20 protein-coding genes and 1 tRNA gene are annotated in these 17,052 nt (G+C 61.9%); 11 read left to right on the forward strand and 10 right to left on the reverse strand.

What is annotated here, in order from left to right:
• Positions 1-2: 2 nt before the first annotated feature.
• Both QU596_RS01230 and QU596_RS01235 read right to left on the reverse strand, forming a co-directional pair.
• Positions 3-848, reverse strand: coding sequence for a DUF4886 domain-containing protein (locus QU596_RS01230; RefSeq protein ID WP_308516520.1), 846 nt, complete (start codon positions 846-848; stop codon positions 3-5).
• Positions 849-879: 31 nt separating this feature from the next.
• Positions 880-2,241, reverse strand: a complete 1,362-nt coding sequence (locus QU596_RS01235; RefSeq protein ID WP_308516521.1) for a dicarboxylate/amino acid:cation symporter — start codon at positions 2,239-2,241, stop codon at positions 880-882.
• A gap of 179 nt (positions 2,242-2,420) precedes the next feature.
• On the opposite strand from QU596_RS01235, the gene QU596_RS01240 reads away from it, so the two are divergent.
• From QU596_RS01240 to hisIE, 8 genes are read left to right on the forward strand one after another with little or no spacing between them, the layout of a single operon-like run.
• Entirely contained in the window at positions 2,421-2,729 is a 309-nt protein-coding gene (locus QU596_RS01240; RefSeq protein ID WP_308516523.1) for a YerC/YecD family TrpR-related protein, read from the forward strand.
• Positions 2,722-3,612 carry an ATP phosphoribosyltransferase gene (gene hisG, locus QU596_RS01245; RefSeq protein ID WP_308516526.1) on the forward strand — a complete coding sequence of 297 codons (891 nt, stop codon included), beginning with the start codon at positions 2,722-2,724 and terminating at the stop codon, positions 3,610-3,612. Before QU596_RS01240 ends, hisG begins: the two co-directional genes overlap by 8 nt.
• Positions 3,609-4,904, forward strand: coding sequence for a histidinol dehydrogenase (gene hisD / locus QU596_RS01250; RefSeq protein WP_308516527.1), 1,296 nt, complete (start codon positions 3,609-3,611; stop codon positions 4,902-4,904). Before hisG ends, hisD begins: the two co-directional genes overlap by 4 nt.
• Positions 4,901-6,562, forward strand: coding sequence for a histidinol-phosphate transaminase (hisC, locus tag QU596_RS01255; protein ID WP_308516530.1), 1,662 nt, complete (start codon positions 4,901-4,903; stop codon positions 6,560-6,562). The genes hisD and hisC overlap by 4 nt, the downstream gene beginning before the upstream one ends.
• Positions 6,559-7,137 (forward strand): imidazole glycerol phosphate synthase subunit HisH, encoded by a 579-nt coding sequence (gene hisH, locus QU596_RS01260; protein WP_308516532.1) that lies wholly within the window; start codon positions 6,559-6,561, stop codon positions 7,135-7,137. The genes hisC and hisH overlap by 4 nt, the downstream gene beginning before the upstream one ends.
• A complete protein-coding gene (locus QU596_RS01265; protein ID WP_308516534.1) occupies positions 7,134-7,853 on the forward strand; it encodes a 1-(5-phosphoribosyl)-5-[(5-phosphoribosylamino)methylideneamino]imidazole-4-carboxamide isomerase in 720 nt (239 codons plus the stop codon). The genes hisH and QU596_RS01265 overlap by 4 nt, the downstream gene beginning before the upstream one ends.
• Entirely contained in the window at positions 7,840-8,607 is a 768-nt protein-coding gene (gene hisF, locus QU596_RS01270) for an imidazole glycerol phosphate synthase subunit HisF (RefSeq protein ID WP_308516536.1), read from the forward strand. The genes QU596_RS01265 and hisF overlap by 14 nt, the downstream gene beginning before the upstream one ends.
• Positions 8,583-9,239 (forward strand): bifunctional phosphoribosyl-AMP cyclohydrolase/phosphoribosyl-ATP diphosphatase HisIE, encoded by a 657-nt coding sequence (gene hisIE / locus QU596_RS01275; protein ID WP_308516538.1) that lies wholly within the window; start codon positions 8,583-8,585, stop codon positions 9,237-9,239. Before hisF ends, hisIE begins: the two co-directional genes overlap by 25 nt.
• Here hisIE and QU596_RS01280 read toward each other — a convergent pair.
• The 3 genes from QU596_RS01280 to folK all read right to left on the reverse strand — a co-directional run bounded on the left by QU596_RS01280 (position 9,206) and on the right by folK (position 10,600).
• Positions 9,206-9,982: an inositol monophosphatase family protein gene (locus tag QU596_RS01280; RefSeq protein WP_308516539.1), complete on the reverse strand. Its 777-nt coding sequence runs from the start codon at positions 9,980-9,982 to the stop codon at positions 9,206-9,208. The genes hisIE and QU596_RS01280 overlap by 34 nt on opposite strands.
• Positions 9,983-10,016: 34 nt before the next feature.
• Positions 10,017-10,092: transfer RNA gene (locus tag QU596_RS01285), tRNA-Lys, on the reverse strand.
• Positions 10,093-10,108: 16 nt separating this feature from the next.
• Positions 10,109-10,600 (reverse strand): 2-amino-4-hydroxy-6-hydroxymethyldihydropteridine diphosphokinase, encoded by a 492-nt coding sequence (folK, locus tag QU596_RS01290; protein WP_308516542.1) that lies wholly within the window; start codon positions 10,598-10,600, stop codon positions 10,109-10,111.
• A 23-nt stretch (positions 10,601-10,623) separates the two neighbouring features.
• Here folK and QU596_RS01295 point away from each other — a divergent pair, with 23 nt between their 5' ends.
• Together QU596_RS01295 and QU596_RS01300 are read left to right on the forward strand one after the other, a co-directional pair.
• Complete coding sequence (locus QU596_RS01295) at positions 10,624-11,295, forward strand: uracil-DNA glycosylase (RefSeq protein WP_308516545.1); 672 nt, start codon at positions 10,624-10,626, stop codon at positions 11,293-11,295.
• Positions 11,288-11,782, forward strand: coding sequence for a GNAT family N-acetyltransferase (locus QU596_RS01300; RefSeq protein ID WP_308516547.1), 495 nt, complete (start codon positions 11,288-11,290; stop codon positions 11,780-11,782). Before QU596_RS01295 ends, QU596_RS01300 begins: the two co-directional genes overlap by 8 nt.
• Before the next feature lies 1 nt (position 11,783).
• Here QU596_RS01300 and aguB read toward each other — a convergent pair whose 3' ends face one another.
• Positions 11,784-12,635, reverse strand: a complete 852-nt coding sequence (aguB, locus tag QU596_RS01305; protein ID WP_308516549.1) for an N-carbamoylputrescine amidase — start codon at positions 12,633-12,635, stop codon at positions 11,784-11,786.
• Positions 12,632-13,606 (reverse strand): agmatine deiminase family protein, encoded by a 975-nt coding sequence (locus QU596_RS01310; protein WP_308516551.1) that lies wholly within the window; start codon positions 13,604-13,606, stop codon positions 12,632-12,634. Before QU596_RS01310 ends, aguB begins: the two co-directional genes overlap by 4 nt.
• 164 nt (positions 13,607-13,770) lie before the next feature.
• Here QU596_RS01310 and QU596_RS01315 point away from each other — a divergent pair, with 164 nt between their 5' ends.
• Positions 13,771-15,693, forward strand: a complete 1,923-nt coding sequence (locus tag QU596_RS01315; protein ID WP_308516553.1) for an alpha/beta hydrolase family protein — start codon at positions 13,771-13,773, stop codon at positions 15,691-15,693.
• Positions 15,694-15,755: 62 nt separating this feature from the next.
• Here QU596_RS01315 and rpsD read toward each other — a convergent pair whose 3' ends face one another.
• From rpsD to QU596_RS01330, 3 genes are all read right to left on the reverse strand, one after another.
• Positions 15,756-16,370, reverse strand: a complete 615-nt coding sequence (rpsD, locus tag QU596_RS01320; protein WP_308516554.1) for a 30S ribosomal protein S4 — start codon at positions 16,368-16,370, stop codon at positions 15,756-15,758.
• Between the two features lie 148 nt (positions 16,371-16,518).
• The gene (locus QU596_RS01325) at positions 16,519-16,770 is read right to left on the reverse strand and encodes a hypothetical protein (RefSeq protein WP_308516555.1); all 252 of its coding nucleotides are present in this window, start codon (positions 16,768-16,770) and stop codon (positions 16,519-16,521) included.
• A 3-nt stretch (positions 16,771-16,773) separates the two neighbouring features.
• Complete coding sequence (locus QU596_RS01330; protein WP_308516557.1) at positions 16,774-17,025, reverse strand: hypothetical protein; 252 nt, start codon at positions 17,023-17,025, stop codon at positions 16,774-16,776.
• Positions 17,026-17,052: the final 27 nt, after the last annotated feature.

The raw sequence follows: 17,052 nt of genomic DNA on the forward strand, positions 1-17,052 counted from the left end.
GCTTAGCCGGGATCGTCGGTTAGTTCGTCGCGCGCGACTTTCTGGAGTGCGGATGCCTGCGCCGATGATAACCCAAGTTCTTCCGCGGCACGCTCGTTGGGGCCGAGCTTCGTCGGATCGATGCCGGTTACACGACCGAAGACGACCAGCGCTTCGAGGTAGTAGCCCGCAGTGCTGGCGTGATACTGGTCATAGGACCAGAGATCGAGCTGGCCGAACGTGAGCCCGTCGTAAGGATTCGGGTCAGCGACCTTCCTGCTAAAGGCGCGGTTCCAGGCTCGCCCTACCGGCAGTATTCCTGATACGCCTTCCGTTCGACGCCAGACCAACTCGGCTGCCCTGTGAAGGTCGTCGGCCATCGCGCTTACCGGCTTGGCATACCAATGGCCGCTTGGTCGGTAGGTCTGATCGGCACGCGTCCACGTCGCCATCAACTCGATTTTGACGTTCGGATTTCTCGTCCGGAATAAACTGGTGAGTTTACCGACCGAATGAAGATAGGTCGTCGAGTCCCCGGGGTGTGCCTGATCGAGCGTGCTGTACTCCTGGAGTACGACGACGTCCCATGGCCGGTCGATGAGGACGCGACGCTTTTCGTAGTGGAATGACAGCGGCTGACCCCCTTGGGTTTCAAGGCTGACTTTATAGTTCAGGCCGCATTCCTCTGCGAACTCCTGGAAGAGCGCCGGGACGCCGCCGAAGCCTTGGCCAGTGAGATCAGTGACGCGATCAGCGTGCCAATTCCGAACGGGAGAATTTGCGGCATAGGTGAAACTGTTCCCGACAAACAGGATGGTCTTTGACGCTCCGGCTGCGTGAGATGAGCCGGCAGAGAGGCTGAATAGCATTACGGCGATGAGAGGGGTCCGCACCGGGTAATCAGTCCTGCGGCGGGCTGCCAAGAGCGCCGACTTCGCTGGCGATCTTGCGGCCAAGTTCCGTTTCATTGGAAAATGGATTGCTTGCTCGCCCGCCGAGCGCAGCTTTCAGTTGCGCGGGGTCGAGAGCACCATCCCACTTGGCGACGATGATCGTCGCGACGGCGTTGCCGACGAAGTTGGTGAGGCTGCGGCACTCGCTCATAAACCGATCGATGCCGAGGATAAGCGCCATCCCAGCCACCGGCAGGGATGGGATGATCGACAGCGTCGCGGCAAGCGTGATGAACCCCGCGCCCGTCACGCCGGCGGCGCCTTTGGAACTGATCATCGCAACGGCAAGCAACGCGACCTGCTCGCCAAGCGACAGGTGGACGCCGGTCGCCTGCGCAATGAACAGCGCGGCGAGCGTCATGTAGATGTTGGTGCCGTCGAGGTTAAATGAGTAGCCGGTCGGGATAACCAGACCGACCACGCTGCGCGCGCAACCGGCGCGTTCCATCTTGTCGACGAGGGCGGGCAGGGCGGCTTCCGACGAAGAGGTACCAAGCACGAGCAGCAATTCGTCCTTAAGGTACCGGACCAGCGCGAAAATCGAGAAACCCGCGAGCCAGGCGACGCTCCCGAGCACCACGAACACGAAAAGCAGGCTGGTGATGTAGAAGGTCGCCAACAAAGCGCCCAAACTGCTGAGGCTGTCGATGCCGTAGGTACCGACAGTGAAGGCGATGGCGCCGAACGCACCAATCGGCGCGGCCCGCATCAGGATGCCCACGATCCGATAGACGATGAGGCTCAGCCGTTCGAGAAGATCGAGCACCGGTTCTGCAGGCTTACCGACGAGCGAAAGCGAAATGCCGAACAGGATCGCGACCAGCAGAGTTTGCAGGATCGCACCCTCGGTCAGTGCGGAAAGGAGGGTGGTCGGAATAATGTCCAGCAGGAAACCGGTAATACTAGTTTCGTGCGCTTTCTCGGAGAAAGTTGCGACCTTACTTGTATCGAGGGTCGTTGGATTGATGTGCATGCCGGCGCCGGGCTGAACGACATTGGCCACGATCAGGCCAACGATCAGGGCGATCGTGGAGAAGAACAGGAAGTAGGCAAAGGCCTTGGCGGCGACGCGACCGACCGCCGCCATCTCACGCATCCCCGCGATGCCCGTGACGAGGGTCAGGAAGATGACCGGCGCGATAATCATCTTCACCAGCTTGATGAAACCGTCGCCGAGAGGCTTCAGCGATTCTCCTTCGGCCGGCCAGAAATGGCCGACCAACGTACCGAGCGCGATCGCGACGAGCACTTGCACGTAAAGATGGCGATAGAGCGGCCGGCGAACGGAGACCGACTCGTCTTGGTCCACACGAACGATAGATCTTCTCCCAGCCGGACCGGTTTCACGCTCGTCCATCGGCATGAGAAACCCTCCTAAGATGCATGTCGAAGCTCGCCAACCGGCTTTCGCGCGCTTGACTTGGACGCATCAGGACCTATCTAGCCGTTCCATCGTTTTAACACGCTGTAACATAATTGATGGTGCTAGTGACCAACCCAACCCGCGACCTTGATGCGCTGACCGATGACCTCTGCGAGGCAATGCTGACCGCGAACAGCCGTGCTGAGTTGCGCAAGCTGCTTCTCGACCTGTGCACGCCGGCTGAAATTCGGACGCTGGCGGAACGCTGGCACGTCGCGCGGCTGCTCGACGAGACGACAATGTCCTACCGCGAAATCCATGACCGAACTGGCGTGAGTACGACCACGATCGTTCGCGTGGGCCGATTTCTGCGACAGGAACCGCATCAGGGTTATCGGCGCGCACTTGATCGTTTGAGGCCAGCCAGTGCTTAGCGACCGCACACGCCTGCACATTGCGCTGCAGAAGTCGGGGCGGCTGTCCGATTACAGCCGCGAGCTCTTGCGCGATGCTGGCTTCCGAATCCAGTCGGGGAAGAACAGCCTGACCGCACGGGTGGAGAACTTCCCGGCCGAGCTCATGTTCGTCCGCGATGACGACATTCCGACCTTTGTCAGCGATGGCGTTTGCGAGTTCGGGATTGTCGGGCAAAATGTTCTTGAGGAGTTTTCCGCCGAACGGACGGATCTGGGATATGAGGTGCTCGCCGAACTCGGTTTCGGCCGCTGCACGCTCAAGCTCGCCGCGCCCGAGTCGATGCCATATGAGGGACCGGCATCGCTTGCAGGTCAGCGCATCGCGACGTCTTACCCACGACTGCTCGCAAGGTTCCTCCGTGAGAACGACGTCGACGCTACGATCGTGACTATGAGCGGCGCGGTGGAATTGGCGCCGCGTTTGCAAATCGCGAGCTTCATCTGCGACCTGGTGTCGACCGGCGCGACGCTGGAGGCGAACAACCTGCGCGCGTTGGACACCGTCCTGGACAGCCAGGCCGTCCTGATTCGAACGACGCGCCCGATGGACGCGACGCGGGCGGACATCGCCGCCGGCATGATGAGCCGGATCGAAGGCGTGCTGGCGACCAAGGAATCCAAGTACATCATGATGAATGCGCCGGGCGAGGCGTTGAAGCAGATCACCGACATCCTGCCCGGTGCGGAGGCGCCCACGATTGTGCCCTTGCACGGACGGCCGGGAAATTTCGCCGTCCATGCGGTCTGCCAGGAGTCGGTCTTCTGGGAGACGCTGCAGAAGCTGAAGGCCGCAGGGGCTTCAGCCATCCTCGTTGTGCCAATCGAAAAGATGATGATGTGAAGACGCTGGATTGGAATAGTCTGACAGCGGATCAGCGCATCGCTGCGCTGGAACGCCCGGAACAGCGTGATGATGTCGCGTTGAAAGACGGCGTTCGTGCAATCGTCGAAGATGTCCGCAACGGCGGCTGGGCGGCGCTGCAAGGGATCGCCCGGCGGCTGGACGGCGCCGAGCCGCGGCTGGTGGAAGTTGCGCCAATTGCGGTGCAGGCGCGACGGGATCTGCCGGCGGACGCGGTCGAGGCGATCCAGCTGGCGGCGCGGAACATCCGTCGCTTCCACGAGGCGGGAATGCCGGCGGACGTCTCAATCGAAACCATGCCAGGACTGACCGTAGGCAAGGTCTGGCGCGCGATCGATCGTGTCGGCGTCTATGTTCCAGGGGGCAAGACGCCCCTTTTCTCGACGCTCCTCATGCTGGCCATACCCGCCGCAATCGCCGGCGTGCGCGAGTTGGTGGTGGTGACACCGCCTCGAGCAGATGGCGGGCTTGATCTGCTGATCGCTCTTGCTGCCGCGGAATGCGGTATCGAGCGCGTTTGGACCGTTGGTGGTGCGCAAGCCATCGCGGCGTTGGCGTTTGGCTCGGGCAAATTACCCAAAGTCGACAAGATTTGCGGTCCCGGGAATGCGTGGGTGGCGGAAGCCAAAAGATTAGTTTCGGGAATGGTCGGCGGACCGGCAATCGACATGCCGGCGGGCCCCAGCGAATTAATGATCATTGCGGACGATGCCGCAGACGCGCGTATCGTCGCGGCCGACCTGCTCGGCCAGGCGGAGCATGATCCAGCCGCGCAGGTACTGCTCGTGACGGATTCCCAGCGCCTCGCGAGCCAGATCGATCGGCACATCGACGAGCAGCTTTCGACGTTGCCAAGGAAGCCTATTGCAAAGGCGTCACTGGACGCCGCACGGATCATCGTTGTGGAAGACCTCCATCGCGCGGCGGAAGTTGCAAACCTGTATGCACCCGAGCATCTGTCTCTAGCCGTAGGCGATCCCGAGCCGCTGATCGCATCGATCCGCAATGCCGGCGCCGTATTCGCTGGTCGTCTCGCAGCCGAGACCTTCGGGGACTATCTCGCCGGGTCCAGTCACGTCCTTCCAACGGACGGCGCGGCGCGCGCCTGGGGCGGCGTCTCGGTCTACACGTTTCTTAAGGCGATGACGGTGCAGTCGCTGACCGCGGACGCCACCCGGCACTTGGCAAGGCCGGCTGCCCTGCTGGCAAGGCTGGAAGGGCTCGAGGCGCATGCCCGCGCGGCGGACCTGAGATTGGAATTGGTCGGATGAGCACGCTAGCTGCCCGCCTCGCGAGGCCCGAAGTGCTCCAGCTCTCGCCATTCGACATTTCGGCCAACGCAAACGTGGAGTTTGGCCCTAACGCTATCAAGCTCGACGCTAACGAAAATCCCTTCGCGCCGCTTGGTGATGGGCCGCTGGCAGTCAACGTCAATCGCTACCCCGAGCCGCAACCTCGCGGTCTCGTTGCGGCAATGGCCGCCTTATATGGCGTTGACAGTGACCGCTTGGTGATCACGCGCGGTGCCGACGACGCCATCGACATGCTCCTCCGCGCATTCTGCCGCCCGCAAGTAGATGCGATCGCCATCTCCTCTCCGACCTTCACCGCTTACCAGCATTTCGCAAACTTGCAGGGCGCGCGGGTGGTTGATGTTCCGCTCGGGCCCAATTTCGACTTCGGCGCGGAGCGCTTCATTGCCGGGGTGAGGGGGCAGGGCGTCAAGCTCGCCTTCATCTGTTCGCCGAACAACCCCACTGGGAATGAAGTCGACCCGGCCGCGGTGCTGCGCGTCGCCGATGCGCTCGATGAAGTGATCGTCGTCGTGGACGAGGCGTATCTGGAGTTCTCCTCGACACCTAGTCTTGCCATCGCAGCAAGCGCGCGTCCGAACCTCGTCGTGCTCAAGACCCTGTCAAAGGCCTATGGCCTCGCGGGAGCGCGGGTGGGCGCGGCAATCGGCAACGCCGATCTCATTGCGATTGCGTCGCGAGTATTGCCGCCATATCCGTTGCCAACCCTGTCGATTGAGGCGGCTTTGGCTGCGCTCAATCCAGCGCGCCGCGCGCTTCATGAGGAGCGGATCAACCGGATAAAGTCGGAACGTGACCGGCTGGCGCCTTTGCTCGCGACATCGCCATTGATCCGGTCGGTGCGCAATGGCGGCGGCAATTTTCTCTTCCTCGAAGTAGAAGATCCGGAAGCCCGAGCCTCGGAGCTTCGCAGGTTGGGCATCAGGGTGCGCTTCCGACCTCAGGCCGCGCCGGGCGGACTGCGGCTGACTATTGGCACCGAAGCAGAAAATGCAGCGGCCTTGTCTGCTTTTGGAATCAATGAACGCGGGAACTGTGCCCGCAAGGCGGACGTCGTGCGCGAAACCAAGGAAACGAGCATTGCGGTTGCGATCGACCTCGACAGTCCCTCGCCGCGCAGGGTTCATACTGGAATCCCGTTCTACGACCACATGCTCGACCAGGTGGCCGCTCACGGGGGGTTCAGTCTTGTCCTCGAGTGTGATGGAGACCTTGAGATCGATGCCCATCACAGCGTCGAGGATTGCGCCATCACGTTAGGAACTGCTCTATCCAACGCCTTGGGCGAGCGGCGGGGGATCGGCCGGTTCGGCTTTGCGCTCCCGATGGATGAAGCCGAGGCGCAGGTTTTGATCGACGTGTCGGGCCGACCTTTCAGTCGATTCGAAGGGCAATTTTCAGCGAGTCACATTGGCGACTACCCCACCGAGATGACGGAACATGTGTTTCGGTCTTTTGCTGACAGTCTGGGCGCCGCCATTCACGTCCGGGTTGAGGGCGACAATGACCACCATAAGACCGAAGCCTGTTTCAAGGCGTTCGGTCGGGCATTGCGCCAGGCGATCCGCTTCGACGGTGACGCGCAGGCACTGCCGAGCACCAAAGGCGTACTGTGAACGTTGCGATCGTCAATCTAGGTTGCGGCAATATCGGATCGGTTCGCTTGGCGTTCGAACGGTTCGGCATTGATCCTCTGGTAACCGCCGATGCTAAAAGCATTTCCACCGCCGATCGGGTCATTCTGCCGGGCGTCGGCGCGGCTGGCTTCGCGATGGAACGGATCGATGCGCTTGGTCTGCGTCAAACCCTGATGACGTTAAGGCAACCTGCGCTTGGCGTCTGCCTTGGCATGCAATTGCTGTTTGAAAGTAGCGACGAAGATGAAACGCCCTGTCTCGGATTGATCGAGGGCAGGGTTCGCAAGCTTGAAGCGGCAACCGGACTGCCTGTTCCCCACATGGGCTGGACGCGGGTCACGGCGAGGTCGTCAGAAAACGGAATTCGGGACGGCGATTATTTCTACTTCGCGCACAGTTACGCTTGCGATGTTGGCCCGGCGACCGTCGCGACGGCAACCTATGGCCGCGAAATCGCGGCCGTGGTGCGGCGAGACAACTGGATCGGCGCGCAGTTTCATCCTGAACGCTCCGGCAATGCAGGAACGCGATTTCTCGAAGCGTTTCTCCGATGATCGTCTACCCCGCAATGGATCTGATGGGCGGCAAGGCCGTGCGCTTGAAGCAGGGGCGGTTCGACGACAAAACCGCCTACGACACCGATCCTGTTGAGGCCCTCCGCGCTTTCCAGGATGCGGGTTCGCGATGGGCTCATATCGTCGACCTCGATGGCGCCCGCGCGAAGGCGCCTATTCAGCATGAGTTGATACGATCGCTAGCGGCTTCCACGAGCCTGAGCCTGCAGGTCGGCGGGGGCTTCCGGGATGCAGGCCACATCGCGGACATGCTCGATGCTGGCGTCGAGCGCGTGGTCATCGGGAGTCTGGCCGTGCAACAGCCGGCCATGGTGAACGGATGGCTGAACGACTTCGGGGCTGATCGCATCACCATTTCGATCGATGTCAGGATGTCGGGCGGACAGCCGATGGCCGCTGTCGGAGGCTGGGCGGAGGCGAGCGACCGTACTTTGTGGGAGGTCGCTGCGCAGTATGCCGATTTGCGGCATGTGCTGATCACCGACATCGGCCGTGACGGGATGCTCCAAGGGCCGAATTTTAAGCTTCTGGACGAGGCCGTTGAGCGGCTCCCGCATCTGGCCATTCAGGCTTCTGGTGGGGTCTCGAGCGTTGAGGATCTCAAGCGGCTGTGCACCAACGGCGTCATCGTTGGCAAAGCCCTGTGGGAAGGCCGCGTCAGTCTGGAAGAGGCATTGTTCGTTGCCCGCGCGTAGGATCATTCCATGCCTTGACGTCAAGGACGGGCGCGTCGTCAAAGGCGTGCAATTCCGTGACCACCGCGACGCCGGCGACATTGTCGAGCAGGCCAACAGGTACCGCGATGAAGGGGCCGACGAACTCGTGTTCTACGACATCGGTGCAAGCGCGGAGGGCCGCAGCATCGACCTCGGATGGGTTCGCGAAATTGCCCGGATCATAGATATCCCATTCGCGGTGGCCGGGGGGCTGCGGACGCGAGACCAGGCGGCAGCTTGCCTGGATGCCGGCGCGGACAAGATTTCCCTGAATTCCCCGGCACTTGAGCGGCCGCAGTTGATTGACGAACTGGCACGGGATTTCGGCAGTCAGTGCGTTGTGCTCGGCGTCGACAGCTTCGCTGTCCAGGGCGACTATTTCGTCAAGCAATACACCGGCGATCCGGACCGTACGCTTGATGCTGGTCGGCGGACACTCGACTGGGTTCGTGAGGCTTGTGATCGCGGCGCGGGAGAAGTTGTCGTCAATTGCATGCGCCGCGACGGGGTCCGCGGCGGCTATGATCTCGCGCACACCCAGGCGGTTGTCACCGCGGTCGACGTTCCGGTTATCGCCTCAGGAGGCGCCGGAATCCCCGAGCATTTCCGCGACGCCTTCCTAGACGTGGGGGTTAGTGGAGCGCTGGCCGCTACGGTCTTCCACGATCGCATCATCGCCATACCGGAGCTTAAGGAGTTTCTGACCGCATGCGGGATCGAAACGCGCCGCTAACGCGCGACGACATCGCCAGCCTCGATTGGGACAAAATGGGCGGCCTACTTCCCGCGATCGTCCAGGATCGCACTTCGGGACGCGTCCTGATGGTGGGATACATGAATCAGGAAGCGCTTTCCGCGACGTTGAAGAGCGGCCTGGCCACCTTCTTCAGCCGATCAAAGGACCGCCTGTGGCAGAAGGGTGAGACCAGCGGCAATGCGTTGCTGGTCGATGCCATTTTTGCCGACTGCGACGCGGATGCACTGCTCGTGCTCGCGGCGCCGAAAGGCCCTACCTGCCATTTGGGAAGCGACAGCTGTTTCGGCGCTGCACCCACGTGCGGCGCCGGCTGGCTCGAAGAGCTGAGCATGATCGTCAGGGATCGAGCGCGTTCCGCCGATTCTACAAGTTACACGCGCACGCTGCTTGCGGCCGGGCGGGGTCGCATTGCGCAAAAAGTGGGTGAGGAAGGCGTGGAGGTCGCACTTGCGGCGGTTTCGCGTCCGGCTTCCGAATGCGCGGAGGAACTGGCCGACCTGATCTACCATCTGACGGTTCTGATGGAGTCGCTCGAGCTCGGCTGGGGCGACGTCATCGACCTTCTACAGGAACGTCACTTCGCAAGCAGCTCGACTGCGGCTTCGTAAAGCTCGCGCGAAGCGGCGGCGATGACATTGCCGCTGGCGAAATCCTCGCCACCATGCCAGTCGCCAAAATGACCATCGGCCGCACGTACGACCGGGATCAGCGCGTAATAATCGTGCGGTTTCAACCCGCTTTCGATCACCAGATCGATGCTGCCGGCAGCAAGGCGCGCGTAGGCGTATGCGTCATGCCCGAACCGAGCGACGCGGATTGCGTCCAGCACCCGTTGCAGTCTGCTGTTCGCAGAGCCGAACAAATAGGGATCCGTGGTTGAAAAGCGCGCTTCAGCCAAACGCTTGCAGCCGCTAGTCGAGATAGCGCGCCGGTCATTGCCCCGAATGAGCACAGCGCCATCCTCGCCCCCGACGTAAATTTCATCGAGGCAGGGGGCGTCGATTAACCCGAGGACGGGATCGATGCCGTCCAACATGGCGATGAGCGTTGTCCAAGTTGGCAGGCCGCAAATGTACGAGCGCGTTCCGTCAATGGGATCGATGCTCCAGCGGATGGAGCCCTGTCCGAGGGTCTCAGCAAATTCCTCACCAGAAATCCCGTGATGGGGAAATTTGCGGGAAATCATGTCACGGATGACGGTCTCGGCTGCCCGGTCCGCGTCCGTCACTGGGTCGTATTGCCCACCGTCGGATTTATCTTGCGCGTTATGACCGCCCGGCTGCTCCCGCAGGGTTTCTTGCCGTGCCGCCATTGCCAGCTCGATGGCGAAGTCCGCCAGATCGTGGTCCATTGTCATCGGCGGAATGCGCGCATCCAATATTGGCTGGTGAGCCCTGCTGGATTCGAACCAGCGACCTACTGATTAAAAGTCAGTTGCTCTACCGACTGAGCTAAGGGCCCGACCAGCCCGGCTCCGTTAGCTGCGTGGCGAGCGGTGAGCAAGGCGATGCGCAAGATGGCGAACTGTCGTCGATCCATGCACCCGCCAGCCCGGTGCGATTGCCGCCAAAGGGCCGAGCACGAATTCGCGGCTTGCAAGCGAACTGTGTGGGATTTGAAGCCGGCGATCACGGTGACGCCCGCCGCTCCATAGGATCAGGTCGAGGTCGAGCACGCGCGCGCCCCAGCGACGCCCCGAGCGCCGTCCGAAGCTGCGCTCGATCTGTTTGAGGGCCGTGAGCATTGCTCGCGGTGTCAGATCGCTTTCGACCAACGCAACTGCGTTGGCGAAATCGCGCCCGGCACCTCCGTGCGCCGCGTTGAGCATGATTGGAGACGCGTCGAATAGGTCAAAGTCGCGGTCGAGGCTGGCAATTGCCGCTTCGACGACGCCAGTCGGGCGCCCGAAGCGTCCATGCGGGCGATTGGAGCCGATCGCGATGGCATAGAGGTGCGTTGCATGCGGCACGCGCACTCGCCTAGGTCAGGCTAATGCCGTTCGCCAGCCCTGCCGATTTGTCGCCACTGCCGCGCGCTGAAGCGCCGCGCGATTGCCCGCTGTGCCCGCGACTGGTCCATTTTCGCCAGGAATGCCGTGCCGAACATCCCGACTGGTGGAATGCGCCAGTGCCGGCGTTCGGCGATCCGGCCGCCTGGCTGGCGATCGTTGGACTAGCGCCGGGCAAGCATGGCGCCAATCGTACCGGCCGGCCCTTCACCGGCGATTTCGCGGGTGAGCTGCTTTACGCCACGCTCTCGAAATTTGGGTTAGCCCAGGGTCTCTACGGGGCGGCTCAAAATGATGGGCTGCAGCTGCATGGGGCGATCATCGTCAATGCAGTCAAATGCCTGCCCCCGCAAAACAAGACCCTACCTGTCGAAGAAACCAATTGCCGTCCGTTCCTGACGGAGGCGCTGCGAAGTCTGCCGAACCTCACCACGCTGGTTGCGCTCGGGAAGGTCGCGCACGACAGCTTGTGCCGAACCTTCGCTTTGCCCTTATCGCGTGCCAAGTTCGCGCACGGTGCCGAACATGAACTGCCTGGAGGATTGCGGTTGTTCGATAGCTATCATTGCAGCCGCTACAATCAGAATACGAACCGCCTGGACGGACCCATGTTCGAAGCCGTTTTTGCGCAGGCGATGGCCGGTCGCGGTGAGTGACGAGCTTCGCACCGACCGACTGGTGCTGCGGCGTGCGCGCTATGAAGACGCCGAGGCAATGCACCGGATCATGAGCAACCGCGTCGCAATGCGCTACTGGTCGAGCCCGCCGCACCAAGCGCTCGCTGAGACGGAGGAGTGGATGGCATCCATGGTCGAAGCCCCGCCCGAGCTTAGCGACGATTTCATCGTCACCCTGGGCGGGCGATTGATCGGGAAGTTTGGTGCGTGGCGGTTGCCGGAGTTCGGATTCCTGATCGATCCGGCACAGTGGGGACAGGGTTATGCCAGCGAGGCGCTGGTTGCCTTCATCAACCATCGCCGGGGCGCCGGTGGGACCGAGCTAACGGCGGACGTCGATCCGCGAAACGAACCGTCCATTCGCTTGCTCACTCGCCACGGTTTCGAGGAGACGGGCCGAGCAACCGGCACCTGGCAGATCGGCGACGAGCTGTGCGACAGCATCTACTATCGGCTGGAATTGTAGCTCAGACGTCCTGAACGAGGCGCCCGTAGAGTTCCGGCCGGCGGTCGCGAAAGAAGCCGAAGGCGGCGCGATGCTTCTTCGCCTGCACGAGGTCTAGTTCGGCAACCAGGACGCCGGTTTCTTCCGCCCCGAACTCAGCAAGCATGTCGCCGCGTTCGTCGCAGATGAAGCTGTGGCCATAGAAGCGCTGCCCATGTTCAGTGCCGATGCGGTTCGCGGCGACGACGGGGACGACGTTGCTGACCGCGTGACCAATCATCGCACGGCGCCACAGGCGCGACGTATCGAGATCGGGGTCGTGCGGCTCGGTGCCGATCGCGGTCGGGTAGAAGAGGATATCCGCGCCCATCAGCATCATCGCGCGCGCGGTCTCCGGGTACCATTGGTCCCAACAGACGCCGACGCCTAGGGTCAACTTGTCGGGCCCTTTCCAGACCTTGAACCCAGTATTGCCGGGGCGGAAGTAGAACTTCTCCTCATAGCCCGGCCCGTCGGGGATATGGCTCTTGCGATAGACGCCGGCGATCTTCCCATCAGGGCCGATCATCGCGAGACTGTTGTAATGATGCGGGCCGTCGAGCTCGAAGAAGCTGGTCGGGATCCAGATGTTCAGCTCTTCCGCCAGCTTCTGCATCGCCAAAACGCTTGGATGCTCGGCCGTTGGCATCGCCGTCGCGAACAGGCTCTCATCCTCGACCCGGCAGAAATAGGGGCCCTCGAACAGCTCAGGCGGCAGCACGACCTGCGCGCCCTTGCCTGCGGCCTCGCGCACCAGCTCGCTCACCGCGCGAATGTTCGCGGCGGTGTCGTCGGTGAAGGCAAGCTGCAGCGCAGCGACGTTGAGCTTGGTCATGCGGGAACCTGCTGGGAGATACAGTGGAAGCTGCCGCCTCCGGTCAGGATGTGGTCGGCACGCAGGCCGATTGCAACGCGGTCCGGAAATAGCGCCTGAACGACGTCGACGGCATTGCGGTCGTTCGCCGCGCCATATTGCGGGACCACCACCGCGGCATTGCCGATGTAGAAATTCATGTAGCTCGCCGGAATGATCTCACCGTCATCATCCACGATCCGGCCGGGGGAGGGCAGGGTCACGATGTCGAGCCGGGCTTCAGCAAGACGGCGCGCTGCATCCTTGTATACCGCTTCATTCGGATCATCCTTGGTCGCCGTCGGAATGGCTACGCGCCCCGGAGCTACAAAGCGGGCGAGATTGTCGACGTGGCCGTCCGTGTGATCGTTCATTAATCCCGATCCGAGCCAGACGACGCGTTCAAACGCCAAGTCATTTCTGAAGCGCTCTTCGGTTTCCTCGCGGCTTAGTTGATTCCGGTTCGGATTGAGCACGCATTGCTCGGTAGTGATCACCGTGCCTGACCCATCGCCATCGATCGCCCCGCCTTCGAGGATCCAATCGGCTTTGGCGGATGGCAGCGAAGCCCGAACAGCCAGCCGCTCTCCGATATCCTGATCTCCCTCCAGGTCGTACTTTCCGCCCCAGCCGTTGAAGACGAAGCCTTGAGCTTGGCGGCTTGCCCCGGAGCCCACAACGATCGATCCGGTGTCGCGGAGCCAGATATCGCCAAACGGCTCCATGATCACCTCGGCAAAGGGGGCCAGGCGCCGCGCATTCTCGGCGGCGCCCTCATTCGCGGCGACAAGCCAGACCTGCTCGCCAGCGCCATTGGCGTGGATTGCTTCGGCGAAGGCTGCGACTTCGCGTTCCGCCGGCTTGAGATCTCCCAGCCAGAGTTCGGGGTCACTGGGAAAGCCGATCCATACCGCTTGGTGCGGCGCCCATTCCGGAAGGGGAGGAGTTGTCATCGCCGCGCCGCTAACAGTGTCCCACGCCAACGCCAAATTTAGAATCTTGCAAGTCTTTGAACGGAATGCATGATTGAGGTGCCGAGGGAAGGGGGCTCATGAAAGTCACAGGAATGTTGTTGGCGTCCGCAATTGCGTTTGCGGGCTCCGCTGTAGCGTCACCAATGCCGTTGACGGAGGCCGCCAAACTCTTTGGTTCGCGGCCCGACAGCTTCGCGGCGGATTTGTCTCCATCCGGCGATCGTGTCGTGTACCTTTCTGCAATCGGCGGCTCAAAAACAGCCGTGGATGTGCTGGATGTAGCCACCGGCAAGACAACCCGGTTGACAACGTCCGACGGCCGGCCGGCCTCGCTCACGAGTTGCGAGTTCGCCAGTGACACGATGCTGATCTGCGAATTTGGCGGGATGACCAATCTCGTCGGTCAAATGGTGGGCTTCTCCCGACTGTTCGCGATCGACACCACGAAGGCGTCCATCAAGTCGCTGGGCGTTCGGGCCACCGATCGTGACCAGGGCCTCCATCAGAACGATGGAGAGATCCTCGACTGGCTACCCGACGAAAAACGGGCTGCCGTGCTGATGGCGCGTGAATACGTGCCGCAAAGTGGCCGGACAGGCTCGATTATCGAATCTCAGGAGAAGGTCGGTGGTCTTGGCGTTGACCGGATCGACCTGCAGAACCTCCAAACAACCTCGATCGAAAAGCCCAGGCAGAATGGGTGGCGGTATCTGACCGATGGACACGGCAATGTCCGGGTGGTCGGCGTTTACGAGGTCGTCGGGGACAGCCAGCAGCTGACCGGTCGGATCAGATATCAATATCGCCGAGCCAACGACAAGAAATGGATCGACCTGTCCACCTACGATGGCGTCAACAATAAGGGTTTGAACCCCGTCGCGGTCGATCAACCGAGTGACTCGCTGTATTTCCTGCAGGCGCTCAACGGCCGTGATGCATTGTACCGGATGAGGCTGGACGGCAGCGGAACTGCGCAATTGGTCGCGAAGAACGATCGCGTGGACATCGACGGGGTCGTCAGGGTGACGCGCGGATCTCCGGTGATTGGCTATCGCTACACGGACGACGTCCAGCACACGGTCTACACCGACCCGACTTTTCGCGACCTCGCGACCAAGCTCGGCCGAGCTTTGCCGAACACGCCGCTGGTGGAATTCGCCGGCAGTTCGCGCGACGGTACGAAGCTCTTGATCCACTCGGCTTCCGATCGCGATGCGGGGACCTATTATCTGCTCGACCGCGCCAGCAGCAAGATGTCGCCGATCATGGCTGACCGTTCGAACCTGGACGGCAAGGTGTTGGCACCTGTCAAATCGATCACGTATCCCTCGGCGGACGGTAAGCAAATTCCCGCTTATCTGACGATGAGCGCGGACGGCCCCGCCACCAACCGGCCGGCGATTGTCCTCCCACACGGCGGCCCCAGCGCTCGCGACGAATGGGGTTTCGACTGGCTAGCTCAATTTCTGGCTTCGCAGGGCTATGTCGTGATTCAGCCCAATTACCGGGGGTCGGCGGGCTACGGCGACGACTTCATGGGCGATAACGCCTTCCGTGACTGGAAGACCGCCATGAGCGACATTCGGGATTCCGCGAAGTATCTCGTCGACAAAGGCATCGCCGATCCGAAGCGCATGGCGATCGTCGGCTGGTCCTATGGCGGTTATGCGGCGCTGCAGTCGGCGGTTACGGATCCTGACCGGTACAAGGCGGTCGTTGCCATTGCGCCGGTGACCGATCTGTCGGCGCTCCGCACCGATGCGGAAGGGTACACCAATGCCGACATTGCCAAAGACTTCATCGGCAAGGGACCGAACTTGCAGGCCGGCTCGCCGCTCCATCACGCCTCGGCAATCAAGGTGCCCGTTCTGCTGGCACATGGCGACCTCGATGGAAATGTTCGCATTGCGCACAGTCAGCGCATGGAAGCGGCGCTGAAGCGCAACGGCACGCCGGTAGAGTTCCTTCGCTACAAGGACCTTGAGCATCAGCTCGACGACAGCGATGCACGCACCGAACTGCTGACGCACATCGGGGCACTGCTCGACCGCACGATCGGTCACTGACACGAAAAAGGGCGGCTCGGCTTTATGCCGGCCGCCCTCATCATGCGCCGATGCGTTAGCGATTAGCGCGAGTAGAATTCGATCACGAGGTTCGGCTCCATCCGGACCGGATAGGGGACCTCGTCGAGCTTCGGGACGCGCGTGAAGCTGATCTTCGACGTGCCGTCCGGAACTACGTAATCAGGGATTTCGCGCTCGGCGAGGCTCTGCGCCTCAATGACCAGCGCCATTTCCTGCGCCTTCGCGCCAAGCTCGATCACGTCGCCGACGTTCACGCGGCGGCTGGCGATGTTGCACTTCACGCCGTTGACGCGGATGTGGCCGTGGCTGACCAGCTGGCGGGCGGCCCAGATCGTCGGCGCGAACTTGGCGCGATAGACGACCATGTCCAGACGGCGCTCGAGCAGACCGATCAGGTTCTGCGAGGCGTCGCCCTTCATCCGGCTGGCGTCGATATACTGCTTCTTGAACTGCTTTTCGGTGATGTCGCCGTAATAGCCCTTCAGCTTCTGCTTGGCGCGCAGCTGAATGCCGTAGTCGCTGAGCTTGCCCTTGCGACGCTGGCCATGCTGGCCGGGGCCGTATTCGCGGCGGTTCACCGGGCTCTTCGGGCGTCCGAAGACGTTCTCGCCCATGCGGCGGTCGAGCTTATATTTGGCGCTGGTGCGCTTCGTCACGTGTCAGTCTCCAATTTGCTTGGTCATGTCCGCCCGGGACCGCACCGCCAGTCCAGTCGACTGACGCGATCACCGCTTCACCGGGCATGCGGGATCAATTGCGAGCGGCGCCCTTAGCCAAGAGGGCGCTTGCGGTCAAATTCGACGCCTATTCGTTGTTCAGGCGGTGGCCGTCCGCCCGGCCCGGATTATTGCCGCGGCCGTTGATCGACTGAAGCGTCTCCTTCGTGTGCGCTTCGATCAAATCCCACTCGGACTTCTTCATGCAGACCTTCTTGGGACGCATATGCGTGCCGACTTCGGTGCCAACGTTCTGCCGCGTGCAGATGACCGGGTCCTTGTCATTGGCCGTTTGGGGGACCGGTGCGGCTTGGAAAGCCAACATAGCAAGCAATAGCATGGCTTAGAAACCGGCAGGGCGGGCAGGAGCCGTGTCGAATGTATCGCGCCTTCCGTTGAGCATCCGCTCAGCATCTTCCTTTTCGATCCGCCACTCGTCAGTTGTCTTGCAGACCGTGCGGCCACCCATCCGCGTACCGGTGATTTCCTGCGTGCGGCAGATCTTGGCTTCCTTTTTCGGCTTCGCATCCGTCGCCATCGGTGGAACCGCGGGATCCCCGGCCAACGCTGTCGCAGCGATAAAGAATGAGATCATGCCCCAACTCCTCTTACAAGATGTTGA

Origin of the sequence: Sphingomonas flavescens, assembly GCF_030866745.1 — a bacterium.
Classification (GTDB): Bacteria; Pseudomonadota; Alphaproteobacteria; order Sphingomonadales; family Sphingomonadaceae; genus Sphingomicrobium; species Sphingomicrobium flavescens.

What these genes read in the sequence shown, in the direction of transcription:
- QU596_RS01325 (WP_308516555.1), bottom strand. Translation starts at nt 16,770, where the DNA reads ATGCTATTGCTTGCTATGTTGGCTTTCCAAGCCGCACCGGTCCCCCAA.
- hisIE (WP_308516538.1), top strand. Translation starts at nt 8,583, where the DNA reads ATGCGGGATCGAAACGCGCCGCTAACGCGCGACGACATCGCCAGCCTC.
- hisC (WP_308516530.1), top strand. Translation starts at nt 4,901, where the DNA reads ATGAGCACGCTAGCTGCCCGCCTCGCGAGGCCCGAAGTGCTCCAGCTC.
- QU596_RS01295 (WP_308516545.1), top strand. Translation starts at nt 10,624, where the DNA reads ATGCCGTTCGCCAGCCCTGCCGATTTGTCGCCACTGCCGCGCGCTGAA.
- QU596_RS01330 (WP_308516557.1), bottom strand. Translation starts at nt 17,025, where the DNA reads ATGATCTCATTCTTTATCGCTGCGACAGCGTTGGCCGGGGATCCCGCG.
- QU596_RS01230 (WP_308516520.1), bottom strand. Translation starts at nt 848, where the DNA reads ATGCTATTCAGCCTCTCTGCCGGCTCATCTCACGCAGCCGGAGCGTCA.
- QU596_RS01280 (WP_308516539.1), bottom strand. Translation starts at nt 9,982, where the DNA reads ATGGACCACGATCTGGCGGACTTCGCCATCGAGCTGGCAATGGCGGCA.
- QU596_RS01315 (WP_308516553.1), top strand. Translation starts at nt 13,771, where the DNA reads ATGCCGTTGACGGAGGCCGCCAAACTCTTTGGTTCGCGGCCCGACAGC.
- QU596_RS01265 (WP_308516534.1), top strand. Translation starts at nt 7,134, where the DNA reads ATGATCGTCTACCCCGCAATGGATCTGATGGGCGGCAAGGCCGTGCGC.
- aguB (WP_308516549.1), bottom strand. Translation starts at nt 12,635, where the DNA reads ATGACCAAGCTCAACGTCGCTGCGCTGCAGCTTGCCTTCACCGACGAC.
- QU596_RS01310 (WP_308516551.1), bottom strand. Translation starts at nt 13,606, where the DNA reads ATGACAACTCCTCCCCTTCCGGAATGGGCGCCGCACCAAGCGGTATGG.